Origin of the sequence: Rahnella sp. AN3-3W3 (assembly GCF_003263545.1) — a bacterium.
Classification (GTDB): domain Bacteria; phylum Pseudomonadota; class Gammaproteobacteria; order Enterobacterales; family Enterobacteriaceae; genus Rahnella; species Rahnella variigena.
Genome location: NZ_JYDG01000045.1, coordinates 69,765 through 95,653, shown reverse-complemented (window position 1 = coordinate 95,653; position 25,889 = coordinate 69,765). Strand labels below are relative to the sequence as shown.

Genomic DNA, 25,889 nt, shown 5'->3' with positions numbered 1-25,889 from the left:
GCGATGAAAAGGCTCAGGCAGATTGCCCGGGCCTTTTTTGTGTTTTAGCGCGAGCCCGGCAACAAAGACTCTGTGCACTTGAAGACATCTTCGCGGAATTTACGCGAGGCTTCATCGAGATCTGCCTGATTCGCGACTTCAGCACGGTTGGCTTCCAGCGCCTGATTCACGGTGATAGTAAACGCGTTTTCCTGGCTGGCATTGAGCACATTGCCGACGCTGCCAAACAGCAGGCGCATGGCAGAAATCTGCACCAGAAGTTCACGGTTTACGCGCTCGAGCTGATCAACGCGTTTGTTCAGGGTATCGTCATTCATAGGTGTCTCCTTATTTAATTGCCGCACACCATAACAAAAGCACCGCCATGAAAAAACCGCCTTACGGCGGTCTGTATGCTGGCTGCGGGTTTAACGCACCATTTGTTGCATCTGGCGGCTCAGCTGCATCAGCTGCGCATTCAGCGGCACCAGCTTTTGCTGGATAGCATTGTATTTATCCAGTTGCTTCTGGTTGGCAAATTGCAGACGGTTGCCGGTGATGGTGACATTCTTACCCTGACTTTTGATGAAATCGGCTTTCTCGACAATCAGGTTCAGCACCTGCGGCAGTAAGTCGAATACCTGTCCGGTGATCGCCGAAGGCTGAACGATGGTTTTATCGTAAGCCTGGTCATAGACTTTTTTCAGATCATCAGGCTGTTTCAGTGCCGCATGTTGCGTGTCGGCCTGCGTTTTTAACAGCGTGATTTTTTCTTTCCATCTTTCGCTGCTGTCCGCCATTTTCTTTAAATCGTCGCGTTGTTCAAGCAGGTTATTGACGCTGTTCACGCCGTTCATCCCTGCAAACACCGGCACCAGCGAGGAATCCAGTTCAATATTCATCTGATGATGAAAGCCGGTGATGATGGCGTAATCTTTACTGTAATCGCCAAACTCTTTCTGCTGCGCCTCGGTCAGCTGCGGCACGGCAAGCACGGGTTTATCCAGAATACGGGTCTGAAGAAAATCGATGAATGCTTTTCGCTGTGCTGGCTCTTTATCGCCACAGCCGCTGAGGGCAAACATCATCAGTAACAGCATAAAAGGCAGCAAAAATACGCGGTGCAGGGGTGTTGTCCGGGTCGCAGAATGCATCATTTCCTTGTTCCTTTATCTCCATCATCAGAGCTTTAACCTTAACGCATAAAGATAATTTTTTGCTAGATCAGCATGGCTATCTTCGTTAACGTCACTCTCAGAGTCATTAATTCAGGGAATGTATAACTTTGAAGCATAAGTCATTTTCGATAAAACACATTGCGCCAGTGCTGGCTATGATGATCCTTGCCGGTTGTACATCAACGAAAAAAAGTGAGGCACCGGCGCAAAATCCGCATGATGTGAAAGCGGACATTGTGCGGTTGATGCCTGCCAGCGCGCCGGACAAAAAAGGCTGGGCGACAGACATTACCGCCGCATTCACCACGCAAAACATTCCGGCGACTACCGAAAACATCTGTTCGGTGCTGGCGGTTGCGCAGCAGGAATCCAATTTCAATACGGATGCGCCTGTGCCGGGCTTAGGCAAAATAGCGTGGAAAGAAATTGACCGTCGCGCCGATGCGGTTCATGTGCCTCATTTCCTGGTGCATACCGCGCTGCTGTTAAAATCGCCGAACGGAAAATCCTACAGCGAGCGGCTGGATAACGTAAAAACAGAGAAGCAACTGAGCGCGATTTTCGATGACTTCATTGATATGGTGCCGATGGGACAGACGTTGTTTGGTAACCTGAATCCGGTGCATACCGGCGGTCCGATGCAGGTCAGCATCGCGTTCGCTGAGCAGAATGCTAAGGGATATCCGTATAAAATTGACGGCTCAATTCGTCACGAAGTCTTCAGCCGTCGTGGCGGTGTGTGGTTCGGCGTGAAACATCTGCTGGGCTATCCGACCAACTACTCGCAATCACTTTACCGCTTTGCCGATTTCAATGCCGGCTGGTACGCCAGCCGTAACGCCGCGTTCCAGAGCGCGGTCAGTAAAGTGTCTGGCATTCCGCTGGCGCTGGACGGCGACCTGATAAACTACGGCACCGATAAGCCGGGCAGCACTGAGCTGGCGGTCCGCACGCTGAGTAAACGTCTGGATATCAGCAACGGCGCAATCCGTAAAGCGCTGGAGAAGGGTGAGCAGCTGGAATTCGAAGACACTAAACTCTATAAGCAGGTTTATGCACTGGCGGATAAAACCACCGGTAAACGTCAGCCGCGTGAAATGCTGCCGGGGATTACGCTGGAAAGTCCAAAAATTACCCGCAAACTGACCACCGCCTGGTTCGCAAAACGGGTAGACGGGCGACGTGCGGACTGTGTAAAACGCGCTAACGCCAGCTAATGTAAAGTAAAGATTCTTAAAGCCTGTCAGATATTGGCAGGCTTAATATCCTCCTGATCAGGCTGCAGCCACCGTCAGCGGCGGGCTGTGCGTTATTTCATACAGAAATACAAATCCCATGAATATAATTCCGATGAAATTAACGCTTGCTTAATAAATCCCACTATGTGTAAATAGCGTCAACGGTTTGTGGTTAAGACCTATTTATGTAAGACATTTTAGTAAAGCAGTTCCTGGTTCAAGTGATATAGCAAATCCTTTCTCCGACGAATTTCCTTCTCTGATGCATCCATAAGTATTTCAAATAAAAACAGACCTATATTGCCCTATGGCATCATAAAATAAAAACGAAGAAGGTATTTCCTATGTCTAATAAAATGACTGGTTTAGTAAAATGGTTTGACGCTGGTAAAGGTTTCGGTTTCATCAGCCCTGCAGATGGCAGCAAAGACGTGTTCGTTCACTTCTCTGCAATCCAGAGCAATGATTTCAAAACCCTGGACGAAGGTCAGAACGTTGAGTTCACCATCGAACAAGGTCAGAAAGGCCCATCAGCCGGTAACGTTGTCGTTCTGTAATGTCGCCAGATATTGAAGTGAATACTCTGCAATAGCGAAGATGGGTTAAACCCGGAGCAGACAGAATAAATATTTCAGTATCGACATACTCAATGACAAAAATAAGCCCTGGCCAACGCCGGGGTTTATTATTTAAAAGCTTCTGAATTTATTTCCAGGAGCCACAACAGAAAAGCCGGTTGAATTATTTATCTCTCAGTCGATTTTTCTGTTGTGAAAAGGCCGTGCTCAGGCCGTGCAATGTCGGAGTGTACGATGGACGCTTGCACCATAATATGACGGCCGGGAAAGCACCGGCACTTCTTCCCTTCATACTTCAAGCCGCAGGTGCGTTGGCCGCACTCAGTCACCCGAATCACTTACATAAGTAAGCTCATCGGGACTCCTTCTCTTGCCGCCTTCCTGCAACTCGAATTATTCGTGAATAAGAGCAAATCGCTCATCTCCCCAAATGTTTTGTAGATAAACTTTTTATCCAATCCAATCCAATCCAATCCAATCCAATCCAATCCAATTCAATTCAATCACAATGGCTGCTTTGCCGGAAAACAGCCAAAAAAAAGCCCGCACGCGGCGGGCAAAATAACAGGGTTCTACAGGGGTATTACACAGGGACATCACACAACATTTGATGGATTTAAGATATCAAACGCTGTGTATGGTTTTGTCATCACCCGGTAAGGTTAGTCCAGCAGATGTAAGGCTTATTTGTCGGCGTAATGTGAGATAACCTGATCGATTTTGGCGTCCGCCAGCGCAATTCCTTTCTGAATCAATGATTCAGAACCTATGCTTGCCAGTACAATGACGACGGCAACAATCATTAATCCTTTGTAGGTCATGTTTCAATCCTTCCGTTTTGACTGCTCAATGGCAGCATTATGCGGCGATACCGGTTGTATCGCCACGTGGCAAAACGGAAAACGGAAGAAAAAACGTTACGCGGCCAGGTGGGTGACAGTGAAATGCGTGACCAGACCGATGATGATCAGTAGCGCAATCGCAGCGGCGGTATAGAGGATAATGCGTTTAGGGCTGTAGAATTTCATTTAATATCCTTATTTTTCTGATGCATACAACGTTACAGGATTAGAGAAACTCCATCATCAAAGCCATCATGTAACCGATCCCGACAGAGCCTCCGGCCATCATTAACCAAAATGCAGTTGCCTTCATTTCACACTCCTTGTGTAGGTTTGATCATTCAGATAATCAATTCACCGCAGAAATTATATCAAACATAGAAATTATAGGGATAAATATCTGCTCTAATTTTGATCACTTAGTCTGAAAAATCTCATGAAGTGCGGTCAGGAGGACGTTTGACCGCAAAACACCGGGCAAGCGCAAAGGATTTATTTCAGGTAATCGCTGCTGGCGGTCAGTTTGGTATGCGAGCTGGCGTCGATGGTTGTGGAAGGGTGGGTACCGCTTTCACTGGCTTTACGGTTAATTTCGGAAGCCACTTCCTGTGCGCTTGAGGGATAAGCCTGGGCGAAACTGTTGAAAGTAGTCATTACGATTATCAGGCTAAAAAGAGCGAGGGTGGTGCGTTTCATTTTGCAGGTGTCCGGTCTGTTCACATTTTGTCATAAGGGTTGCGTGATTCAGCGGCCGATTTTAACTGTTTTATTCATAAGAAACGGGAGCAAATTGTGCTCCCGTTCATCATTTATTCTGCGATCAACTGCTGCTTTACACGTGCTGGAGCGTATTATGACCTGCTTCTGATTTATTCGGTAAGCGAATCGTGGCAGAAAGAATCAATGATACGATCAATAATACGGTGATGATGCTGAACGTCACTGCGAAGCCCCCGAACAGGGAAGCGACCAGGGAAGCAAAGATGCTGCCGATACCGAAGCCCAGATACAGCAGACCGTAGTTTTTGGTCATGTTGTTCAGGCCAAAGAAGTCGCTGACCAGTGACGGGTAAACCGTAATAGTCCCGCCGAAGCTGAAGGCGACGCAGGCGACGGAGAGGAAGAACATCATCTCGTTCATCTGAGTGAACAACATCAGGCTCATCCCTGCCAGTGACACAATCTGCGCGATGGAAATAACGCGGATACGCTGCATTTTGTCGGACAACACACCCAACACCAAACGACCACTCAGGTTGGCAATCGCAATCACGGTTACGGCGTTGGCTGCGGTCATTGCATCCAGTTTCACCAGGCTCTGACCGATATCTTTCGCCACACCAATCACATATAAACCGCTCATGCAGGCAGTCAGGAACATCAGTGCCAGCATCCAGTATTGCGGCGCGCGGATGGCTTCTGCCAGGGTGAAATCGCGGGTGTCATTGGTGCTGTCATTCAGGCTGTTTTCTTCGCGGGTGACGTCTGCGGTTTCCTGTTTCGGCGCATCTTTCATCATCATCGCACCGGCAATAACCATCACCATCGCGATGCCGCCCCAGATCATGAAGGTATTTTGCAGGCCTTCGGTCGCCAGCAGATGACCGCAAACGAATTTGAATAACAGACTGCCCAGACCGTAAGCGCCGATTGAACAGGCGGAGATCAGACCTTTGCGTTCAGGGAACCATTTCACGCAGTTGGTCAGCGTCAGCAGATAACCGGCACCGTCCGCCAGACCGACCAGCACACCGGCGCTGATGTAAAGCATCAGAACATTGTCAGAATGTGCAGTCAGTGCAAAACCGGCAGCCATCAGCAAACCTGCGGCAATGGTCACGGTGCGCACGCCAAAACGTTCCTGAAGTTTACCGGCGACGGAAGAGGCCAGCGCCAGACACAGGCTCAGGATCCCAAAGGTCAGTGCCACGCGGCTCACCGGTTCACCCAGTTTCTCAGACAACTGACCGTTAAACAGACTCCATGTATAAACGGAACCCAGTGCAAGCTGAGTCAGGATAGTGCCGATTAACGTCAGTACGCGTGTGCGGTTGTAATTCTGGATGCCAGATTTGTCACTCATAGTGGGTTCTCCCGAGCGAAGTAGATTCAATTAACTGTGGCTATGATAAGTCTGGCGATGTGGGGCGGCGCATTTGCGGAGTGAGATGCATGAGTTGCGGAATGAAATGCATCCATGACGGTATGAGTCGCCATTTTTGGGCTAAAAACACCCCGGAATTGGACTTAAAACACCGCTGCAGCCCTTGCGGGGCGCGGGTTTTAGTTGATCTGGATCACTAATCCGTCATTTAGTTTTTTCAGACCCGGTTACAAAGGTTTCGTTATTTCATTGGGCAGGTAACGCAGGGCTCACCGGAATCTGGTCTTACCCTTCCGGCACTCCTCATTTTTAGTTTCATGTGCTGGTTGAAAGCGCCGGTATACCGAAAAACATCAATCTGGCACTGCAATTGCGTTCTGCTCCTGAGCCCAAACAAGTCAGCCAGTTTGCGTACCTGCTTGAGCATCAGGAAGATATCACTGTGTTTCGTTATGACTTACAACGCCTGTGCATTCAGCGCGGTATTAATTGCCGCCGCCACACCCGTCGGGTTTTCCCACATCATCGAATGACCTGCCTGCGGCACGACAGCGGTCTGGATGCCATGCAGCGGCAGAACGGCGACATCAGGCTCCGGAAGTGAAAACTCACCAAACAATACGGTCGCGGGCATTTTCAGTTGATAAAGCTGTTCGCGCCACGACACCTTTTCGCCATTGACCAGCCCGACCGCCTGACGGTGGATCGCCAGCGGTGAGGCAATGCCCATGCATCCTGCCCAGATGTGATCATTTCCGCGAACCGCCACCTTAATCAGATGCCCGTGGCCTTCGCGCAGATAGTCTTCTTCAGAATACTGGGCAACTGCGCGGCTGAATATTCCGCCCCCGGCGTCCAGATTCGGCTCGGCGACAATCAGACGCTGGATCAGATCAGGGCGTTGCGCCGCCACCATAATGGCGATACTGCCGCCCATGCTATGACCGATTAAGTTGACCTGCGGTACGCCGAGGCTTTCAAGCCAGACAATCACGCAATCAACATGTGCCTGCAGGCTGTAGCTGAAATCATCGGGCTTATCGCTGTAGCCTGAACCTGCCAAATCGAGCAACAGTGAGCGGCGCGGACGTAATGACGCATCAGTCGCCACGCGCGGAAAATCGCAGGAAGACGCACATCCCAGACCGTGAATAAAAACCAGCGGAACCCCCATCCCGGACAATTCATGGAAGCGTAAATGCATTTGCGTACCGGGTACTTTAAACGATTTCATCTCGATCCCTTGCTGACGGCTCACGTACTATTTTGCTTAAGAACAATCTGGCTTAAGTACAATCTGCGAATTATAGGCAGAAACTTCCTTACCGGCAGTACAAATAATAAGTAAACAAACAGAGTACGAAAAAAGGCAAAAAGCTTTCCTTTTTTGTCCAGATAATCATCACATCACCGGTGCTCATTCAATAATTTGGCTTAAAGTATTTAGCCTGTGAATATTTCTTTGGCAGGCTCTTTCTATCAGCCAGACAAGTGATAGCATGGGCCTCTTGCTCACTTTATGGATTTATCTGATGGTCAGGTTAGGCAGTTGTGTGACGGTGATTTTGGCACTGGCGTCGTTTTCAGCATCGGCTGTCACGCAGTATCAGTGCGTGTTAACTCATCATACTCAGTCTGATGATGGCAATGATGTTTCTGAAGTCGTGAACAAAAATGCCCAGGTTTATGATGCGGGGAACACGTTCAGTTTCTCACCTGATGGCAGCAAAATGGTCACCAGTCCTGAACTGACGGATATCATCGGCAAAGATAATCAGCCTATGAAAGCGGGCGCGCAAGATAACCTGATGTATATTCACGTCAAAGACAGCTTTGTCGTGGCAACCCAGACAGAAGGGTATGTTTACGGTGATTGCAAAGTGAATACCGCGAAGTAAAAATCTTTATCCGGGCGTTTTCTGATCCCTGTGGGCGCATGAGCCATGTCTCAGCGCCCCGCAATATCGCACTGCAATAAATAGAAACACTCCTTCCAGTTCATTAGCACACTTCTTATAGTCGTCCGTGGCATGACGGGCTATCCTTTCGCACTTTTCCAGTCTCCGTTTATTCATTTCGCCCGCTTCAAGAAGCAGACAAAAAAGGTATTTGCCCGCTTATGGCCTTACTTAACGACGAAATTCGCGACCATACCGCCGAGTCCGTCCTTTTCGTTCGTCGTGCCGTGATTGCATTTTTGGTCGTGATCCTGCTGTCTTCTGCGCTGGTGTTCAATCTGTACCATCTGCAGGTGGGCATGCACGATTTTTACCAGACCCGCTCAAATCAGAATGACATCAAAATGCTGCCGATCGCCCCAAGCCGTGGGCTGATTATGGATCGCAACGGCGTGGTGCTGGCGCAAAACATCACCCTTTACCAGATTGAAGTGATCCCTGGCAAAGTGCCGGATCTTAACGCCACGCTGAACGCACTGAAACCGATTGTCGATCTCACACAAGACGATCTGGACAGTTTCCACGACGCCATGATCCACGGGCGTCGTTTTGCACAGATCCCGCTGAAGCTGGCGCTGACCGACGTGGAAGTCGCCCGTTTTTCCGTGAACCAGTTTGATTTCCCCGGCGTTTCCATCAGCACGTATCAGCAGCGTCGTTATCCTTATGGCGCGGAGCTGGCACACGTGGTCGGCTACGTGTCTAAAATTAACGATAAAGATGCCAAACGTCTTGATGCCGAAGGTATTTCGGAGAATTACGCTGCTGACCACGATATCGGTAAGCAGGGTGTTGAAAAGTATTATGAAAATATTCTGCATGGCCGTACCGGTTATCAGGAAGTGGAAGTGGATAACCACGGGCACGTGGTGCGCCTGCTCAAAGAGGTTCCGCCGCAGGCCGGACAAAATATCTATCTGACGCTGGATCTGGGGTTGCAGCAGTACATCGAGAAAGTCCTGAAAGGTCAGCGTGCGGCGGTCGTAGTGATGGATCCCCGGGACGGCGGCATTAAAGCCATGGTCTCCAGCCCGAGTTATGATCCGAATCCGTTTGTGAACGGAATTTCCACTAAGCAATACAGTGCGTTACTGAAAAACCCTGACCTGCCGTTGATCAACCGTGTTACGCAGGGGCTTTATCCGCCAGCTTCCACGGTCAAACCTTTTATGGCCACGTCGGCGTTGTTTGAAGGGGTGATCACACCGCAAACTACGTTCTTTGGTGCGCCTACCTGGACGCTGCCGGGCACCGAACGCCATTACCGCGACTGGCTGAAAACCGGCCACGGTATGCTTAACGTGACCAAAGCGATTGAGGAGTCTGCCGATACCTTCTTCTATCAGGTGGCCTATGAAATGGGCATCGATCGTATTCATACCTGGCTGAGTAAATTTGGCTACGGGCAGTCGAGCGGGATAGATCTCGACGAGCAATATAGTGGCGTGCTGCCAAGTCGTGAATGGAAAATGAAAGTCCATAAAAAAGTTTGGTATCAGGGGGATACGGTTTCTGTCGGCATCGGGCAGGGCTATTGGGTCGCGACGCCAATTCAGATGGTGCGGGCGCTCAGTGCGCTGGTGAATAACGGTAAGCTGGAAACGCCCCATCTGCTTTATTCAGCAAAAAGCGGCAAAGTGATTACGCCATATAAAATGCCGCCGACGCAGCAAATAGCGGATCCGAAATCGCCAATCTGGGGGATTGTGAAAAACGGCATGTTTGGCATGGCAAATTTCCCGAATGGTACCGGCTATAAATTATTCCACACGGCGCCTTATCAGATTGCGGCGAAATCCGGTACATCACAGGTTTTCAGCCTGCGTGAGAATCAGGTTTATAACGCTAAAATGACGCCGGTTCGATTGCGTGACCACATCTTCTACACGGCGTTTGCGCCGTACAAACATCCGACGGTGGTGATGGCGCTGATCATGGAAAATGGCGGCGGCGATGGTGTGGTGGCCGGGCCGACCGCGCGGGCGATCCTCGACCATATTTTCCTGCCGCCGCAGGCGGTGATGTGTGATCCGGCGAAAGCTGATAATCCGGCAGACTGCGAACAACCGGTGCCGGCGCCAAATTCACTCGGTTTCAGTGAGCATTGATCCGGGTGTGTGATCAGAGCATTTCAAAGGGCACGTTGTTGAGCCGGGCAACGTGTTTTCCAATCTCTTCCGTGGTCTTCATGTGACCAACAGGGACTTTACTGTAGTCAGGAAACGGCACATCATCGACGCCTAACACTCTCGTCACCCGGATGCTTTGAGTTGCGGGGAGCCCGGTATAAAGATTCAGACCCGGGCGGCCGATAATCAGTATTTCATTGTGGGTATATTCACGACGGATCGCTTTATCTTGCGTCATAAGAGCAGCGGGGGTCAAAAGTTGCTGATAGCCACCCTCGCATCTGACGCCACCTACCCCTATTCCGGTCCGAATGCAGTCCGCAAGTTCATAGGGGGCGATCAGCCGCCCCTGGGGGTGACCTCCTTCCCGTCCAGCATGGTTCATAAACGCCACGTCACGCGGGAATGTCCCGAGAATATTTTGTCGGGGAACGTCAAGAACCAGCGCGATGTTGTGGTACATCCCTGTGTAACGAGAAGACTGTGTCGTGAATTTTTTAATATCGTTTAAATCAACCAATGATGTGCTGAAGACATCCCAACTATTAAACAGGGAGGCTGCGTCCTGACGGCAGAACGGGCTTTCGTGCCGTTTAAAGGTATGGACCAAAACATGGCGCTCAGGGAGTACGGCCCAGCTTTGCAGTATGGCTGCTTTTTTCTTATCCCACGCTTTTCTTCTATTTAACAACTCATCCCGCTCAGCTAAATACATTGCATGCGTGTATGAGGGCGGGGTTTTCTTTTTGAAAAATGGCATGATATCAATCCTGAAATAGTCAATATTTTATTAAGCCTGCTTTCATCGTTATGGTGTTACATCAGGCGGGATCCTGTATTTATCGAAATTCCTTCAAACTATTTCGTATTCTAATTCGTTGATTTCCGCCACTTTAGCAGCGACTGTTTCTGGTGAGCCTGCATAATAGTCATACATGCTGTTACTCTCTGTCGGTTCGGCAACGACTATTTTGCGCACCCGGATCCTTTGTGTTGCCGGCAGACCTGCATATAACTTAACTCCCGGGCGACCAATAATGAGTACCTCATTATGTGATTCTATAGAGCGTGTTTTTTTATCTTCTGACAGAAGCGCCTGAGGTGTCAGCAGCCGTTGATATCCACCTTCACAATGGTAATCTTCTTTGCCTTCTCCCCGGAATATCGCCCGACTCAGGGCTGAAGCATCGATAATTCTTCCCCCTGCATAGTCATTTTCACGCCCGATATGATTAGGAAACCAGACGTCAGTCGGATGCGTCCCAAGAATATTTTGCACCGGGACATCCAGAATTAAGGCTGTGGTGCAATATATCCCGGTATAGCGTTTAATTTTGGTTAAGGGTTTAATATCTTTTAAGTCAACCAGTGAGGTGCTGATAATATCCCAACTGCTTAAAATAGACTCTGCGCGGTGCTGGCAAAAAGGACTTTCTTCACCCTCAAAGGCATGAACCAGCACATAATTTTCCGGCAGAGAACGCCAACTGCTGAGTATTTTTTCCTTCCCACCGGATAACTTATTAATATCCTGTTTTTTTATAAATTCAATTCCTGATTTTTTACGGGAAAACATAATGATCTCACGAATAAATTGAGCATGGTCACTGAAATATAACATGTGATTTTCTTGTGTTTTCTTAATTAGTCATTAAGAAATCCATGGTTGAAAATGTTATTTGAGAGATTCAGCGATCCACAATTTCTGTGTGCAGGCCTTACTGGCAGATTCTGATCAGGCGATGTACAGCCATAAACAGATCAGTAAAAAGGTTGTGATCAACCACTGACAGCCAGATGTCATAAAATGACGACAATGGACGTTATTGTTGTCTCTTTTTGGCGACATTTAATTTTATGATATTTAAAGGATATTTTTTTATTTCTCAATTGTGTTGTTTTTTAGCGACGCAAAGGTTGTTTATTCATCAACTTAACCGTGCTTTTGCCGGTGCCTGAAAATGATTTAACTAGAAATATCCTTTAAATACAGCTATATGATAATTTTTATTAAACATTGGCACGGAACGTGCTAGATTAGCGCAGTTGCTCATTCACCTGATTATGATTGGCTCACGCGAAAGCGTTGATATGCTCATAATGTCCGAATGACGCCAAAGAAACGGTGCCTATCGTTCACCCGACCGATAATCGTTGCGCAAGCACGTTATCAAACATCGAACGACACGTTGAGTGAGGCACCACCTCTTCCGGTTTGCTGAACATCCATCAGGATGTTCAGCAATACCCACCCTTCATACTTCTCATACTTCGCCCATTTAAACCCTTTTCGTATCCTCTCAGACACTAGCTGTTTAAACCGTTGTCCGCTAGCATGACTTTATCTGTGATAAATGAGATGAATGCGTTGAAAAGAGGACGTTTATTCCCCGGTTCGCTACGTCAGCTGGTGCTGATGGCTTTCCTGCTGGTGCTGCTGCCCTTGCTGGTGCTCGCCTATCAGGCCTATGACAGCCTTGATCAACTGAGCCGTCAGGCGGCGCGAATCAACCGGACTACGCTCAGTGACGCCCGCCGCAGCGAATCGATGTCCAGTATTGCGCTGGAAATGGAGCGCAGTTATCGCCAGTATTGCGTTCTCGACGATCCGACACTTTCCCGCCTTTATCAGAATCAGCACAAACAATATTCCCAGCTGCTGGATGCGCATGCCTCAGTGCTGCCGGATTTACGTTATTATCAGACGCTGCGCACCTTGCTGACGCAGCTTACACAGCCGACCTGCCAGAATAACTCCCCGGATAAAGATGCTTCTGCGCGTCTTGAGAATTTCTCGCGCACCAATGCCGAAATGGTACAGGCGACGCGGGAAGTCGTATTCTCACGCGGACAACAACTTCAGCGCGCGATTGCCGAACGCGGTCAGTTCTTTGGCTGGCAGGCGCTGGTGCTTTTCCTGCTCAGTGGCGCGCTGGTGCTGCTGTTCACCCGCATGATAATCGGGCCGGTAAAAGGCGTCGAACGGATGATTAACCGGCTGGGGGAAGGGCGTAATCTGGGGGATGTCACCCGATTTAAAGGGCCACGTGAAATCCGTTCTCTGGTGCAGCGCATCGTCTGGCTGAGCGAGCGTCTGGCATGGCTGGAATCGCAGCGTCACGAATTCCTGCGCCATATTTCCCACGAACTTAAAACCCCGCTCGCCAGCATGCGTGAAGGGACGGAACTGCTGGCGGATGAAGTCGCCGGTCCGCTGACGTCAGATCAAAAAGAAGTGGTGGCTATCCTCAACAGCAGCAGCCGCCATTTGCAGACGCTTATCGAACAACTGCTTGATTACAATCGCAAACTGGCTGATGTGCCGACGCTCAGTGTGGCCGTTGATCTGAAATCGCTGGTTGATGATGTCGTGACGGCTAACAGCCTGCCGGCACGCGCCAAGAAGATCCGCAGTGAGGTCACGATTGATGCGCCGACCTGTCTGGCTGAGCCGACATTATTGCGGCGCGTGGTGGACAATCTCTATTCCAATGCGGTGCACTACGGGGCTGAATCCGGTACTATTTGGGTCCGCAGCTGGGAATTACACGGACGGGTTATTATCGAGGTGGCAAACACCGGAACCCCGATCCCGCAGGCCGAGCGCGCGATGATATTTGAACCTTTTTACCAGGGTAGCCAGCAACGAAAAGGGGCTGTGAAAGGCAGCGGTCTGGGGTTGAGTATCGCCCAGGACTGTATTCGCCGCATGCATGGAGAGCTGCAACTGGTTGCCGTTGAAGATGCGGACGTTTGTTTCCGTATTGAATTACCCCTGACGGCTGAGAAGAAATAATAATGATGCTATTTGCTGACTGGTGCGTCTGATGAGCGCATTGTCTTTTATCACCCATATCACCACCCGTCTGGTGCGCGCCGTACTGCGCAGCCGGGCGTTTTTACTCAGTGCGCCACTGGCGCTGGCGGGCTGTGTCCCGCATTCTGCCGAAAACCGCTATTTCCAGCAGGTGTCTGATCAGGTCGTCCCTGACAGCAAAGTGATCGACTTTCGTATCGCTCCTTGTGAAACCCTCTGGACACTCGATGACAATGACGCCGTAACGAACTCACTGTACTGGTTACGGGCGATGGACTGCGCCGATCGTATGAGTGATGCGCAGGCGCGCTATCAGGCGCAGCAGATACAAGCGACGACCTGGGATCAGGTATTTAAACAAAGTATTCTGCTCTCCGGTGCGGATCCCGATCAGCAGCAGCGCCGTGCGTTACTGGCAAAAGTCAGCGCGTATCGTGGCCAGATGCCGGGACAAATTCGTCCGCTGGTGCAGTTATGGCGAGAACGTCAGAATTTACAAGTCGTGCTGGGGGATGAAAAAGCCCGTAATGCCCGCCAGCTGGCAGTGAATGAAGAAAAACTTCAGGCGATGACTGAACAGCAGCAGGTTCTGGAACATAATCTCGCCGATACCCGCCGTAAGCTGGAAAACCTGACGGACATTGAGCGACAGCTCTCTTCGCGCAAACAGATCCAGGGCGATTTGCCGGATAATGAGGCGACTGCGCCTGCTAAAGCGGCTTCGGATAATCCGGTAAAACCGGCCGAGACTTACACGCCACCGGCTAAGGATTCGAACGCAAAATGACGTTACGTAAAGCAGCCAGTTTATTGCTGGTCGATGACGATCCGAGCTTACTGAAGCTTTTGGGAATGCGCCTGACCAGTGAAGGTTTTCGTGTCACCACCGCCGAAAGCGGGGCGGAAGCGCTGCGTGTGCTGCACCGTGAACGTATCGATCTGGTGCTGAGTGATTTGCGTATGGATGAAATGGATGGCATGGCGCTGTTCGCCGAAATTCAGAAATTCCAGCCCGGAATGCCGGTGATTATTCTGACTGCGCACGGTTCCATTCCCGATGCGGTGGCCGCGACCCAGCAGGGTGTGTTTAGTTTCCTCACCAAGCCGGTCGATCGCGATGCGCTGTATAAAGCCATCGATGAAGCGCTGGCACAGTCCAGCCCGTCGGCTGATGAAAGCTGGCGCGAATCGATTGTTACCCGCAGCCCGATCATGCTGCGGTTGCTTGAACAGGCCAATATGGTCGCGCAGTCTGACGTCAGCGTGCTGATTAACGGGCAGAGCGGCACCGGTAAAGAAGTGCTGGCGCAGGCCATTCACGGGGCGAGCCCGCGTGGCAAGAAAGCCTTTATTGCCATTAACTGCGGTGCGTTGCCGGAACAGTTGCTGGAATCCGAATTATTTGGTCATGCCAAAGGTGCGTTTACCGGCGCGGTGAGCAGCCGCGAAGGGTTGTTCCAGGCGGCGACCGGCGGCACGTTGTTCCTCGATGAAATCGGCGATATGCCGCTGTCGTTGCAGGTGAAATTGCTGCGTGTGTTGCAGGAGCGCAAGGTGCGTCCGCTGGGCAGCAATCATGATGTGGATGTTGATGTGCGCATTATTTCTGCGACACACCGTGATTTGCCGAAAGCGATGGAGAAGGGCGAGTTCCGCGAAGACCTGTTCTATCGTCTTAACGTTGTCGGCCTGAAACTGCCGACCCTGAGCGAACGCTCTGAAGATATTCCGCTGCTGGCTAATCATCTGCTGCGCGTGGCGGCGCAGCGGCATAAACCTTTCGTTCGCAGCTTTTCAACCGATGCCCTTAAACGTCTGATGGCCGCCAGCTGGCCGGGCAATGTGCGCCAGTTAGTGAACGTGATCGAGCAATGCGTGGCGCTGACGTCTGCACCGGTGATCAGCGAAGCGCTGGTTCAGCAGGCGCTGGAAGGTGAAAACACCGCGCTGCCGACATTTGCCGATGCGCGTAATCAGTTCGAATTGAATTATCTGCGTAAATTGCTGCAAATTACCAAAGGCAACGTCACGCAGGCGGCACGTATCGCCGGGCGTAACCGCACTGAGTTTTATAAGTTGCTGTCACGCCATGAGCTGGAAGCGACCGATTTTAAAGAGTAACGGGAATTTACTTTCAGAGGCTGGAGGTACATTCCTGCGGCTGAACTATGATACCTTTAGCGCCTTCGCATGCCTCTGGCATCCGAAACCAGATTGTGAACCATGCTGCCGCTCAGGAAGGCGGAGAGCAAACGAATGATTATAAGGGTCCGCCATGAAAAAGATTGATGCGATTATCAAGCCATTCAAACTCGACGATGTCCGTGAAGCACTGGCTGAAGTTGGGATTACCGGGATGACCGTGACCGAAGTGAAAGGCTTTGGCCGTCAGAAAGGTCACACAGAACTGTACCGTGGTGCGGAATACATGGTCGATTTCCTGCCAAAAGTAAAAATCGAAATCGTAGTGGCGGATGACATCGTGGATACCTGCGTGGAAACCATTATGACCACTGCGCAGACCGGTAAAATTGGTGACGGTAAAATCTTCGTGTTCGATGTGGCGCGCGTAGTGCGTATCCGCACCGGCGAGCAGGACGAAGAAGCGATTTAATGTTTCATCAGGGCGGGTAATGTCATGTTACCGGCCCTGAGTATTTCCTCTGTTATTCTGCCTTTCCCTCCGATCTTGTTATACCAATCATTTTAAACCAATCACTTCTCAACTCATTGTTTATCCGGTTTTTAGCCGTTATTTCTGCTCATCAGCACCCAAAGTTCCTCTCCACCGGTAATCACAAAAAATGCTATTTGTTAGTTTTATGTGAAGTTTGTGGGGTTTTTATTGTGACTTCGTTGAAAAAGTGCGAGTAAAATCACGTTTGTTGTTATACCAGTTCGATAAACCTGTCAGATACGTTGTAATCACCGACTAAAACAATTCAGGGTGAAAGTATCTGGCTGCCGGAACTGGTGTGGATTGATCTCCGTTGATCGTGGTTTTCACACCCATTCAAAAGGCTTTGCAATGTCACAACCAGAAAAACCCATACGCATTTCCCGTCGCGTATTTTTAGGGGGCGCACTGGCGGCGCTTTCCGTTCCGCTGATGAACAAGCTTTTGCTCAGCCCGGTTTATGCCGCGCCGGTAGCGGGCTTGTCGCAGGCAAAACAGGATTTCACCCAACTCTCGCTGTATCTGACCGGTCATGACCAGCTGGATCCGGCCCTTTCTGAACGTTATTACCAGACTATGTTGCAGCTGTACCCGGACTTCACCGCGCAGGTTCAGGCGTTGCAGGCGTTTATCACGGCCAGTCACATTGATGCCGCTGACCTGCAAAAAGCGCTGGATACACAGCAGCCCGCGCTGGCGAAATTGCCGCGCAGCATTCTTCAGGCGTGGTATCTCGGCGTGGTCGGCGATGGCAAACAGGCGGTTTGTCTGGCGTATGAAAATGCGCTGATGAATGTTGCGGTTCGCGATCACCTCAATCCGCCGAGTTATGCCTACGGCGCTTACGGCACCTGGGCAAAACAGCCTGTCTGAAAATAACGTTCAAAAAGGGTTAAACAATGAGTGAACAACTTTCCGCTGACGTCGTCGTCATCGGCTCGGGGATCTGCGGCTCGCTGGTCGCACAGCGTCTGGCAAAACAGGGCATCTCCGTCATTATTCTCGAATCCGGCCCGCGTATTGATCGCGGTACGCTGACTGAAAACTTCCGTAATTCGCCGCGCAAAAAAGACTTTATGTCGCCATATCCGTACTCGGACTGGTCACCGCATCCGGTATATAAACCGGAAGATAATGATTATCTGCAACAGCAGGGGCCGTATCCGTTCCCGGCGGAATATATCCGCATTATGGGCGGCACCACCTGGCACTGGGCGGCGCAGGCGTGGCGCGTTTTGCCCAACGATATGAAGATCAAAACGCTGTACGGCGTCGGGCGTGACTGGCCGTTATCGTACGACGAGCTGGAACCGTTTTATTACGAAGCCGAAGTGAAAATGGGCGTGTCCGGCGCACCCAATAACGGTTCACCTCGTAACCAGCCGTTCCCGATGGAACCGGTCGCTGAATCCTGGCTGCAACAGCGTTTTCGCGAGCGTCTGGCGCCGGGCGGTTATGACGTGATCGTGAACACCACCGCACGTAACAGCCGTAACTACGACGGGCGTCCGGCCTGTTGTGGCAACAACAACTGCATGCCGATCTGCCCGATTGATGCGCAATATCACGGCGGTATCGCTGCGCAGGCTGCGGAAGCGGCGGGTGCAAAATTGATTACCAGCGCGGTGGTGTATCGCCTTGAGCATGACGAAAAGGGGCGTATTGTCGCCGCACATTATTACGATCCCGATAAAGGTGAGCATAAAGTCATGGCGAAAAACTTCGTTCTGGCTGCCAACGGCATCGAAAGCCCGAAACTGCTGCTGATTTCCGCCAGCGATAAATACCCGGACGGACTGGCAAACAGTTCCGGCACCGTCGGGCGTCACCTGATGGATCACCCAAGTAACTCGCTGACGTTTGAAACTGAAGAACCTCTGTGGGCGGGGCGCGGCCCAATGAGCCCGGCGTCCATCAACAGCCTGCGCGACGGCGATTTCCGCAAAGATTACGCCTCGTTCCGTATTGATATCGCCAACTCTTCACAAGTGCAGTCAGTGACGCAGGATTTGCTGGCGGAAGGCGTTTACGGCATCAGCCTGGATAACGAAATCCGTCGCCGTGCGTCGCACCAGACCAGCCTGAAAAACGTGATGGAACAGCTGCCAAACTACGATAACCGCATCATTCTCAGCGACAAAAAAGACAAACTGGGTATCCCTAAACCGGCAGCGATTTATCACATGGATGACTACGTGCATCGTGGTATGGCGCGCGCTGTGAAGGAATATACCGAGATCGCCAGACTGATGGGCGGCACCAATTTGCGTTTCAGTAAGCCGGGCGTTTACGGCAACAACCAGCACATTACCGGCACGATGAGCATGGGTCATGACCCGAAAGACTCCGTGGTGGATGCGTTCGGACGCACCCATGACCACGAAAATCTGTTCATCACCAGTACCGGCGTGATGCCGACATCGGCCACGGTCAACTCCACGCTGACCGCCGTCGCACTGGCTTTACGTACCGCTGATCATCTTGCCAAAACTGCGCTATAGGCTGACTGAAATGACTCTGAATCGTTTATCTCAAAAACGTCTGACGGGCGCATTGCTGGCCTTTGGCCTGAGCCTGATGGCAGGCACGGCTTATGCCGCGCTTTCGCCGGAACAGGATGCGCTGATCAAGAAAGGCGAATACGTCGCGATAGCCGGTGACTGTGTGGCCTGCCATTCCACCGAAGGCGGCAAACCGTTCGCCGGTGGCCTCGGGCTGGCAACGCCGCTGGGCACCATTTATTCGAGCAACATCACGCCATCTAAAAAAGACGGTATCGGTAATTACACGCTGGAGCAGTTTGAACACGCGGTGCGTGACGGTGTGCGCGGCGACGGCGCGAATCTGTATCCAGCAATGCCGTACACCTCGTATGCCAAAATCAGCGATGACGACATGAAAGCGCTGTACGCTTATTTTATGCAGGGCGTGCAACCGGTGGATGCCCCGTCAACGCCGACGGCGCTGCCGTTCCCGTTCAACGTGCGTTTGTCGATGGCTGGCTGGAATCTGCTGTTCCTCGAGAAAGGCGCGTTTAAAGCCGATCCGTCGAAAAGCGATCAGGTTAACCGTGGCGCGTATCTTGGCGAAGCGCTGGCGCACTGCAGCACCTGCCATACGCCGCGTAATGCGCTGATGGCGGAGCAGGGGGATAAAGCGCTGGGCGGCAGCAGTCTGGGCACCTGGTTTGCACCAAACATTACCTCGGACGCGGTCAGCGGAACAGGTAACTGGAGCACCGATGAAATCGCCGGTTACCTGAAAACCGGTCATGCGCCGGGCAAGGCGCAGGCGGCAGGGCCGATGGCGGAAGCGATCGACCACAGCCTCAGCCATCTGAGCGACAGTGATTTGCAGGCGATTGCCGTGTGGCTGAAACAAACCACGCCGGTCAGTCAGCAAGGGCAGGCGAGGGCAGCGGACCAGTTCGGCTCACCGGCGAATTATGTCGATACTTTGCGTGGCGTTCCGCGTCCTGCTGATGCTGACAAAATGACCGGCTGGCAGGTGTATGACGGCTATTGCGCCAGTTGCCATCAGCCCGACGGGCGTGGCAGCAAGGATGGCGGCTTGCCATCGCTCATCAATAACACTGCGCTGGGGCATCTGAACAGCGACAATCTGGTGATGGCGATTTTGCACGGCGTACAGCGCGGCGCGGAAAGCAAAGACGTGGCGATGCCTGCGTTTGAGCATTTATTGTCAGATACGCAGGTGGCCACGCTGAGTAATCAGTTGTTGCAGCAGTTTGGTAACGATCAGGCGAGTGTGACGCCGCAGCGGGTGAAAGAACTGCGCGCTGGCGGTAAACCTTCGCCGTTGCTGGAGCTGGCGCACTGGGGAATGGGCATTGCAGGGCTGCTGGTTATCCTGCTGATTGCGCTGTTCTTTGTTCGCCGTCGCCGTCGTCATTAATCCAAACTGGCGCAGCGATAAAAAAGGCTGACATTCTGTGTCAGCCTTTTTCTTTTCAGGGCAGGAATTAAATGACTTTATGCGGACCGAAGCATTCGTAGTGAATATTCGCTTCGCTGATGTTCATCGCCAGCAACTGTTTGGCCGCGAACTGCATAAAGCCGACGGGACCGCACAGGTAGAAATGCATCGCCGGATCATTCAGCTGTTCGCTGACTTTGCTCAGATCCATCAGCCCCTGATACTGAAAGTCCTCTCCCGGCAAATCATTTGCCTGTGGCTGGTTATACCAGACATGGCTCTCCAGCTGCGGCAGGTTTTTCTGCGCGCTTTTCACTTCACCGGCAAACGCATGAACCGCGCCGTTTTCAGCCGCGTGCAGCCACTGAACAGGCGCATGATGTCCGCGTTCTGCCAGCGTATTGAGCATACCTAACATCGGCGTCTGACCGACACCGGCAGAAATCAGCGCGACCGGCGTGGTATCGCTGATATCCATAAAGAAATCGCCGTGCGGGGCTGCCAGATGAATGATGTCGCCCGGCTGCGCAAAGTGATGCAGGAAGTTTGATACCGCGCCCTGGCCTTCGCGTTTAACGGCAATGCGGTAGGTTTTACCGTTCGGTGCCTGCGTCAGGGAATACTGACGGATTTCCTGATTTTCCAGCGAGGCATCGCGGATATACACCGCCAGATATTGTCCCGGCTGGAAATCCACCACCGGCAATCCATCGACAGGTTCCAGCAGGAAAGAGGTGATCAGTTCACTTTGCGGTTGTTTTTCGGCGATGCGGAATTCACGCGTACCGCGCCAGCCACCGGTTTTTTCTGCGCTGTCCTGATAAATCTCTGCTTCACGGTTGATAAACACATTCGCCAGCACGCCGTAGGCTTTGCCCCACGCATCCAGCACTTCCTGACCCGGGCTTAACATTTCATCCAACGTTGCCAGCAGATGTTCGCCGACAATGTTGTATTGATCCGGCTGAATGGTAAAGCTGGTGTGCTTTTGCGCGATGCGCTCCACCGCAGGTAATAATGCCGCCAGATTTTCGATATTGGCGGCGTAAGCACAGATGGCATCAAACAGCGCCTGACGCTGATCGCCGTTGCGCTGGTTGCTCATATTGAAAATGTCTTTGAGCTCGGGATTGTGCTCGAACATGCGGTCATAGAAGTGCGCGGTCAGTTTCGGACCGGTCGCTGCAAGCAAAGGAATAGTGGATTTAACGGTAGCGATAGTGGCTGAATCAAGCATAGTGAACTCCGTGTCTTTGTCGATTTCATTAAACATGTATTTTAAATGCATCTTATATAAACCCACAATTTCTGTAAACACCCCTAAAGGGGTAAGGGCTTTTTAAGGTGAAGAGTGTGATGGAACAGTGCGATGGGGGCTGAGTCACAAAGCTGAAATTTGTACATGTTCAGATGAATATTTATCCCTTGATTACGGGGAGAGGTTCGCAGATCAAAGCCTTGCTGTATCTGGAGCCAATCGTTTGCCTAAAAACCTCAAACTGACCCTATCCGAAGGGCGCTTAAACATTTACACTGTTGCGCAGAACCCGGAAGGGGCTTTTATTTTTAGTTTGTTGAGTCAGGAGATGCGGATGTTAAAGCGTGAAATGAACATTGCCGATTATGATGCTGAGCTGTGGGCAGCAATGGAAAAAGAAGTTGTTCGTCAGGAAGAACATATCGAGCTGATTGCGTCAGAAAACTATACCAGCCCGCGTGTTATGCAGGCTCAGGGTTCGCAGCTGACCAACAAATATGCCGAAGGCTACCCGGGCAAACGTTATTACGGTGGTTGTGAGTACGTCGACATCGTTGAACAACTGGCTATCGACCGTGCAAAAGAGTTGTTCGGTGCAGATTTTGCTAACGTTCAGCCACACTCCGGCTCACAGGCGAACTTCGCGGTTTACACCGCACTGCTGCAACCAGGCGACACCATTCTGGGGATGAACCTCGGCCATGGCGGTCACCTGACGCACGGTTCACCGGTTAACCTGTCCGGTAAACTGTACAACGTGGTGCCTTACGGTATCGACGAAAGTGGCGACATCGATTATGACGACGTAAAACGTCAGGCCGAACTGCACAAACCAAAAATGATCATCGGCGGCTTCTCCGCGTTCTCCGGTATCGTTGACTGGGCAAAAATGCGTGAAATCGCCGACAGCGTTGGTGCTTACTTCTTCGTCGACATGGCACACGTTGCCGGTCTGATTGCTGCGGGCGTTTACCCGAACCCGGTTCCGCACGCGCACATCGTGACCACCACCACGCACAAAACGCTGGCTGGCCCACGCGGCGGTCTGATTCTGGCGAAAGGCGGTGATGAAGAGTTCTACAAAAAACTGAACTCCGCTGTCTTCCCTGGTGGTCAGGGCGGCCCGCTGATGCACGTGATTGCCGGTAAAGCGGTAGCACTGAAAGAAGCGATGGAACCTGAGTTCAAAACCTATCAGCAGCAAGTGGCTAAAAATGCTCAGGCAATGGTCGCTGTGGTTCTGGAACGTGGCTACAAAGTGGTTTCCGGCGGTACGCACAACCACCTGTTCCTGATGGATCTGGTTGATAAAAACCTGACCGGTAAAGAAGCCGATGCCGCACTGGGTCGCGCTAACATTACTGTGAACAAAAACAGCGTGCCTAACGATCCGAAGAGCCCGTTCGTGACTTCCGGCGTGCGTATCGGTACTCCGGCTATCACCCGTCGCGGCTTTAAAGAAGCTGAAGCGCGTGAACTGGCTGGCTGGATCTGCGACGTGCTGGACAACGTGAACGACGAAGGTACTATCGAACGCGTTAAACAGAAAGTTCTCGACATCTGTGCACGCTTCCCGGTTTACGCGTAATATTTGCGAAGCCGTAAAGCTGCTAAAACCCGCTCCGGCGGGTTTTTTTATAGGCATGTATCAGAATTTGTGAGCTGGCAGACATTACTGGAGTATGAAAGCGTCTGCGGATTGCTAGCGATTGTGAGCTTTGTCAAAGTATTGGCCTCACACCGGAGGATTTATGGAATTGCGTTCCACGCGCTGGCTTGCACTCAGTTATTTCACCTATTTTTTCAGTTACGGTATTTTTCTTCCCTTCTGGGGCTTATGGCTTAAAGGCGAGGGTATTTCCTCCGAAAGCATCGGCCTGTTGCTCGGCGCCGGTTTAGTCGCCCGTTTTCTTGGCACGTTAATCATTTCTCCCTCCATCAAAGACCCTTCGCATCTCATCACCGGTTTACGCATCCTCGCGTTGCTCACGCTGGCGTTTGCCGTCGGGTTCTGGTTTGGCAACGGCTGGGCGTGGCTGATGATCAACATTGCCGGTTTCAGCCTGTTCTTTGGTCCGCTGGTTCCGCTGACCGATGCGCTGGCCGGTACGCTGCAACGCCAGATCAATATGGATTACGGCAAAGTGCGCGTCTGGGGCTCGATTGCCTTTGTGATTGGCTCGGCGGTCACCGGTAAACTGGTGGAGGTCTACGGGCACAACGCGATCCTCTATACGCTGACCGCAGGCGTGGCAGCCATGTTGCTGGGCATGTTACTGCGCCCAAGCGTAAAACCGGTGGGAGAACCGCGGACCAGCGGTGCGCCGGCCATTTCGTGGAAAGCATTACTCGGCGAAAAACCGGTCTGGCGGTTCCTGTTATGCGTAACGTTATTACAGGGCGCACACGCCGCGTACTACGGTTTCAGCGCGATTTACTGGCAGGATATCGGGTATTCTTCGACCACCATCGGCTATTTATGGTCGCTGGGCGTGGTCGCTGAAGTGCTGGTCTTCACTTTCAGTAAACAGCTGTTCAGCCGCTGGTCGGCGCGCAATATGTTGCTGCTATCCGCCGTGTGTGGCGTGGTGCGCTGGGGCATGATGGGCGCCTTTACCGCATTGCCGTGGCTGATCGTGATTCAGATTTTGCACTGCGGTACCTTCACGGTTTGCCATCTGGCGGGGATGCGGTTTATCGCGGCGCGTCCGCGTGATCAGGTTATCCGCCTGCAATCGGTGTATTCCGCGCTGGCAATGGGCGGCGGTGTGGCGGTGATGACCATGGTGTCCGGCTTCCTGTTCGAACATCTGCACGCCGGATTGTTCTGGGTGATGGCGCTGCTGGTGGTGCCGGCGATTTTCCTGCGTCCGCAGGTCACGCCGTCAGCGCCGGATGTGTCAGCCAGCTAGGGGGCTTCGAGCAGCGAGCGGATACGTTTTCGCTGCTCTTTGGCCAGTGGCAGTTGCGTGTGGATCACCAGCGGATCGGCGTCGGTGCTGCGGGTGGCGTAAGGTGTGACAATCATCGCCACGCCGCTCGGGGCACCAAATTTATAGAAATCCGCCAGCGTCTGATATTTGATGTTCAGCGGCAGCAGCGTCGCCTCGCGGATTTGCTGTTCGACCGCTTCTTCCAGTTCAGGGTTATCATGCGTAAGCAGCAGAATTTGTTTCTCCTGCAAGGCGTTACCCTGCATCAGCCATGCGCCGAAGGTGATCGCTACTAATCCGATTTCATCCTCTGAAAGCGTAATCAGATATTCGTGCTCAAACCCCGCCAACGCCTCACGGGTGGTGCGCACCAGACGCGGATACATGCGGTTTACTTCTTCCTGCATCAGATTGTCGATGCCAATGCCGAAATGACAGCGTTCAATCGCCGGACCCAGATGGGCGAAAAGCTGGCCGACCAGCCCTTCGTAGCTGCTGAACTTCATCCCAGCGATGTCCTGAAAACGCGCCACCATATTTTCAATTTCTAACAGCAGGCGCTGATCTTCCGTCGAACCGGAACTCTGATAACTGTGGTTTTTCAGCATCCGTAACATCAGGGTGAAAAACTCACATTCGCAGTCATCCAGCAGGCCGTTACTGAGTTCCTGTAACTGGATAAAAAGTTCACGGGCGGCAGCATATTCGGGCTTTTCGCGCAGCCAGCGCCGCTGTTGTTCGGTAAAGCGTAAACCGGTCTGATCATTGTTCTGCCACAGACAGTATTGAAGACAAATCAGCATCAGCTGACGGTCATGACCGCTCAGCGGTTTGGATAATAACGTGCCGCAGTCTTCCAGCATCATGCCCAGAAGATCGGTGCGCAGTGCCGCCTTCGGGCAGGTCTGACCTTCGAAGGCGATGTGCAGCCAGGGGATAAAATGGCGGGAAACGAAGTCCGGTGAAATGCGTAATGTGCGGCGTAATCCCTGAAATAAACACAGCCGCTGGGCGAGGGAGTCACCCTGAATGCGGCATTCTTTTTCGCTGTATTGCAGCACATCAAGCTGATGGATGCGCTGAATTTCGCAGGTCACTTCTGCCAGATCGTCCCAGGTGGTGGCTAATCCGACGCCGTTAATTTCGCTGATGATCTCCAGCTGAACTGCCGTCAGCGGCGCGTACAGCATCAGCAACACGTGGCAGCGGCGTTGCGTAGCGGAAAGCGCTGGGGAGGGCTGTTTGTCTGGATTCATATCACC

At 51.8% G+C, this 25,889-nt stretch carries 23 protein-coding genes; 13 read left to right on the top strand and 10 right to left on the bottom strand.

The window, feature by feature from the left end:
- Positions 1-44: 44 nt before the first annotated feature.
- Positions 45-317, bottom strand: a complete 273-nt coding sequence (locus UC15_RS13675) for a hypothetical protein (RefSeq protein ID WP_112288953.1) — start codon at positions 315-317, stop codon at positions 45-47.
- Between the two features lie 90 nt (positions 318-407).
- The gene (locus tag UC15_RS13670) at positions 408-1,136 is read right to left on the bottom strand and encodes a DUF3053 domain-containing protein (RefSeq protein WP_112288952.1); all 729 of its coding nucleotides are present in this window, start codon (positions 1,134-1,136) and stop codon (positions 408-410) included.
- 176 nt (positions 1,137-1,312) lie between these two features.
- Between UC15_RS13670 and UC15_RS13665 the strand changes: the two genes are divergently transcribed.
- Positions 1,313-2,374 (top strand): DUF1615 domain-containing protein, encoded by a 1,062-nt coding sequence (locus UC15_RS13665; RefSeq protein WP_198659711.1) that lies wholly within the window; start codon positions 1,313-1,315, stop codon positions 2,372-2,374.
- Between the two features lie 365 nt (positions 2,375-2,739).
- Positions 2,740-2,952 (top strand): RNA chaperone/antiterminator CspA, encoded by a 213-nt coding sequence (gene cspA / locus UC15_RS13660; protein ID WP_056781364.1) that lies wholly within the window; start codon positions 2,740-2,742, stop codon positions 2,950-2,952.
- A gap of 704 nt (positions 2,953-3,656) precedes the next feature.
- Here cspA and UC15_RS25770 read toward each other — a convergent pair.
- The 4 genes from UC15_RS25770 to UC15_RS13645 all read right to left on the bottom strand — a co-directional run bounded on the left by UC15_RS25770 (position 3,657) and on the right by UC15_RS13645 (position 7,153).
- A complete protein-coding gene (locus UC15_RS25770) occupies positions 3,657-3,794 on the bottom strand; it encodes a hypothetical protein (protein WP_162940740.1) in 138 nt (45 codons plus the stop codon).
- A 513-nt stretch (positions 3,795-4,307) separates the two neighbouring features.
- A complete protein-coding gene (locus UC15_RS13655; RefSeq protein WP_232829879.1) occupies positions 4,308-4,469 on the bottom strand; it encodes a hypothetical protein in 162 nt (53 codons plus the stop codon).
- Positions 4,470-4,647: 178 nt separating this feature from the next.
- Positions 4,648-5,898 (bottom strand): OFA family MFS transporter, encoded by a 1,251-nt coding sequence (locus tag UC15_RS13650; protein ID WP_112288949.1) that lies wholly within the window; start codon positions 5,896-5,898, stop codon positions 4,648-4,650.
- A gap of 478 nt (positions 5,899-6,376) precedes the next feature.
- The gene (locus UC15_RS13645; RefSeq protein WP_112288948.1) at positions 6,377-7,153 is read right to left on the bottom strand and encodes an alpha/beta fold hydrolase; all 777 of its coding nucleotides are present in this window, start codon (positions 7,151-7,153) and stop codon (positions 6,377-6,379) included.
- Positions 7,154-7,418: 265 nt separating this feature from the next.
- Here UC15_RS13645 and UC15_RS13640 point away from each other — a divergent pair, with 265 nt between their 5' ends.
- The gene (locus UC15_RS13640; protein WP_232829878.1) at positions 7,419-7,817 is read left to right on the top strand and encodes a hypothetical protein; all 399 of its coding nucleotides are present in this window, start codon (positions 7,419-7,421) and stop codon (positions 7,815-7,817) included.
- A 221-nt stretch (positions 7,818-8,038) separates the two neighbouring features.
- Positions 8,039-9,985, top strand: coding sequence for a penicillin-binding protein 2 (gene mrdA / locus UC15_RS13635; protein WP_112288947.1), 1,947 nt, complete (start codon positions 8,039-8,041; stop codon positions 9,983-9,985).
- Positions 9,986-9,998: 13 nt separating this feature from the next.
- Here mrdA and UC15_RS13630 read toward each other — a convergent pair whose 3' ends face one another.
- Both UC15_RS13630 and UC15_RS13625 read right to left on the bottom strand, forming a co-directional pair.
- The gene (locus tag UC15_RS13630) at positions 9,999-10,766 is read right to left on the bottom strand and encodes a hypothetical protein (RefSeq protein WP_112288946.1); all 768 of its coding nucleotides are present in this window, start codon (positions 10,764-10,766) and stop codon (positions 9,999-10,001) included.
- A 93-nt stretch (positions 10,767-10,859) separates the two neighbouring features.
- Positions 10,860-11,627, bottom strand: coding sequence for a hypothetical protein (locus tag UC15_RS13625; protein ID WP_232829877.1), 768 nt, complete (start codon positions 11,625-11,627; stop codon positions 10,860-10,862).
- Between the two features lie 738 nt (positions 11,628-12,365).
- Here UC15_RS13625 and UC15_RS13620 point away from each other — a divergent pair.
- The 7 genes from UC15_RS13620 to UC15_RS13590 all read left to right on the top strand — a co-directional run bounded on the left by UC15_RS13620 (position 12,366) and on the right by UC15_RS13590 (position 20,415).
- Positions 12,366-13,802: a HAMP domain-containing sensor histidine kinase gene (locus tag UC15_RS13620; RefSeq protein ID WP_112288945.1), complete on the top strand. Its 1,437-nt coding sequence runs from the start codon at positions 12,366-12,368 to the stop codon at positions 13,800-13,802.
- Positions 13,803-13,833: 31 nt separating this feature from the next.
- On the top strand, positions 13,834-14,610 hold the full coding sequence (gene qseG, locus UC15_RS13615) for a two-component system QseEF-associated lipoprotein QseG (RefSeq protein WP_112288944.1): 777 nt from the start codon (positions 13,834-13,836) through the stop codon (positions 14,608-14,610).
- On the top strand, positions 14,607-15,944 hold the full coding sequence (gene glrR, locus UC15_RS13610) for a two-component system response regulator GlrR (protein WP_112288943.1): 1,338 nt from the start codon (positions 14,607-14,609) through the stop codon (positions 15,942-15,944). Before qseG ends, glrR begins: the two co-directional genes overlap by 4 nt.
- A gap of 154 nt (positions 15,945-16,098) precedes the next feature.
- On the top strand, positions 16,099-16,437 hold the full coding sequence (gene glnB, locus UC15_RS13605) for a nitrogen regulatory protein P-II (RefSeq protein WP_013574351.1): 339 nt from the start codon (positions 16,099-16,101) through the stop codon (positions 16,435-16,437).
- A gap of 414 nt (positions 16,438-16,851) precedes the next feature.
- Complete coding sequence (locus UC15_RS13600) at positions 16,852-17,373, top strand: sorbitol dehydrogenase family protein (RefSeq protein ID WP_112288942.1); 522 nt, start codon at positions 16,852-16,854, stop codon at positions 17,371-17,373.
- A gap of 26 nt (positions 17,374-17,399) precedes the next feature.
- Entirely contained in the window at positions 17,400-19,001 is a 1,602-nt protein-coding gene (locus UC15_RS13595) for a GMC family oxidoreductase (RefSeq protein ID WP_112288941.1), read from the top strand.
- Between the two features lie 10 nt (positions 19,002-19,011).
- The gene (locus UC15_RS13590) at positions 19,012-20,415 is read left to right on the top strand and encodes a cytochrome c (protein WP_112288940.1); all 1,404 of its coding nucleotides are present in this window, start codon (positions 19,012-19,014) and stop codon (positions 20,413-20,415) included.
- Between the two features lie 67 nt (positions 20,416-20,482).
- Here the strand turns inward: UC15_RS13590 and hmpA are convergent, their stop codons facing one another.
- A complete protein-coding gene (gene hmpA, locus UC15_RS13585) occupies positions 20,483-21,724 on the bottom strand; it encodes an NO-inducible flavohemoprotein (RefSeq protein WP_198659709.1) in 1,242 nt (413 codons plus the stop codon).
- Between the two features lie 304 nt (positions 21,725-22,028).
- Between hmpA and glyA the strand changes: the two genes are divergently transcribed.
- Together glyA and UC15_RS13575 are read left to right on the top strand one after the other, a co-directional pair.
- Positions 22,029-23,282: a serine hydroxymethyltransferase gene (gene glyA / locus UC15_RS13580; RefSeq protein WP_112288939.1), complete on the top strand. Its 1,254-nt coding sequence runs from the start codon at positions 22,029-22,031 to the stop codon at positions 23,280-23,282.
- Positions 23,283-23,445: 163 nt separating this feature from the next.
- A complete protein-coding gene (locus UC15_RS13575) occupies positions 23,446-24,606 on the top strand; it encodes a 3-phenylpropionate MFS transporter (protein ID WP_112288938.1) in 1,161 nt (386 codons plus the stop codon).
- On the opposite strand, the gene csiE is transcribed toward UC15_RS13575, so the two are convergent.
- Positions 24,603-25,883, bottom strand: coding sequence for a stationary phase inducible protein CsiE (gene csiE, locus UC15_RS13570; protein WP_112288937.1), 1,281 nt, complete (start codon positions 25,881-25,883; stop codon positions 24,603-24,605). The two genes, UC15_RS13575 and csiE, sit on opposite strands and share 4 nt — an antisense overlap.
- Positions 25,884-25,889 lie beyond the last annotated feature (6 nt).

Coding starts and splice junctions, on each gene's coding strand:
- UC15_RS13595 (WP_112288941.1), top strand. CDS start 17,400: ATGAGTGAACAACTTTCCGCTGACGTCGTCGTCATCGGCTCGGGGATC.
- UC15_RS25770 (WP_162940740.1), bottom strand. CDS start 3,794: ATGACCTACAAAGGATTAATGATTGTTGCCGTCGTCATTGTACTGGCA.
- cspA (WP_056781364.1), top strand. CDS start 2,740: ATGTCTAATAAAATGACTGGTTTAGTAAAATGGTTTGACGCTGGTAAA.
- glyA (WP_112288939.1), top strand. CDS start 22,029: ATGTTAAAGCGTGAAATGAACATTGCCGATTATGATGCTGAGCTGTGG.
- UC15_RS13620 (WP_112288945.1), top strand. CDS start 12,366: ATGAATGCGTTGAAAAGAGGACGTTTATTCCCCGGTTCGCTACGTCAG.
- UC15_RS13665 (WP_198659711.1), top strand. CDS start 1,313: ATGATGATCCTTGCCGGTTGTACATCAACGAAAAAAAGTGAGGCACCG.
- UC15_RS13640 (WP_232829878.1), top strand. CDS start 7,419: ATGGGCCTCTTGCTCACTTTATGGATTTATCTGATGGTCAGGTTAGGC.
- UC15_RS13575 (WP_112288938.1), top strand. CDS start 23,446: ATGGAATTGCGTTCCACGCGCTGGCTTGCACTCAGTTATTTCACCTAT.
- glnB (WP_013574351.1), top strand. CDS start 16,099: ATGAAAAAGATTGATGCGATTATCAAGCCATTCAAACTCGACGATGTC.
- qseG (WP_112288944.1), top strand. CDS start 13,834: ATGAGCGCATTGTCTTTTATCACCCATATCACCACCCGTCTGGTGCGC.
- UC15_RS13655 (WP_232829879.1), bottom strand. CDS start 4,469: ATGACTACTTTCAACAGTTTCGCCCAGGCTTATCCCTCAAGCGCACAG.
- UC15_RS13650 (WP_112288949.1), bottom strand. CDS start 5,898: ATGAGTGACAAATCTGGCATCCAGAATTACAACCGCACACGCGTACTG.
- hmpA (WP_198659709.1), bottom strand. CDS start 21,724: ATGCATTTAAAATACATGTTTAATGAAATCGACAAAGACACGGAGTTC.
- csiE (WP_112288937.1), bottom strand. CDS start 25,883: ATGAATCCAGACAAACAGCCCTCCCCAGCGCTTTCCGCTACGCAACGC.
- glrR (WP_112288943.1), top strand. CDS start 14,607: ATGACGTTACGTAAAGCAGCCAGTTTATTGCTGGTCGATGACGATCCG.
- UC15_RS13645 (WP_112288948.1), bottom strand. CDS start 7,153: ATGAAATCGTTTAAAGTACCCGGTACGCAAATGCATTTACGCTTCCAT.
- UC15_RS13675 (WP_112288953.1), bottom strand. CDS start 317: ATGAATGACGATACCCTGAACAAACGCGTTGATCAGCTCGAGCGCGTA.
- UC15_RS13590 (WP_112288940.1), top strand. CDS start 19,012: ATGACTCTGAATCGTTTATCTCAAAAACGTCTGACGGGCGCATTGCTG.
- UC15_RS13600 (WP_112288942.1), top strand. CDS start 16,852: ATGTCACAACCAGAAAAACCCATACGCATTTCCCGTCGCGTATTTTTA.
- UC15_RS13625 (WP_232829877.1), bottom strand. CDS start 11,627: ATGTTATATTTCAGTGACCATGCTCAATTTATTCGTGAGATCATTATG.
- UC15_RS13630 (WP_112288946.1), bottom strand. CDS start 10,766: ATGCCATTTTTCAAAAAGAAAACCCCGCCCTCATACACGCATGCAATG.
- mrdA (WP_112288947.1), top strand. CDS start 8,039: ATGGCCTTACTTAACGACGAAATTCGCGACCATACCGCCGAGTCCGTC.
- UC15_RS13670 (WP_112288952.1), bottom strand. CDS start 1,136: ATGATGCATTCTGCGACCCGGACAACACCCCTGCACCGCGTATTTTTG.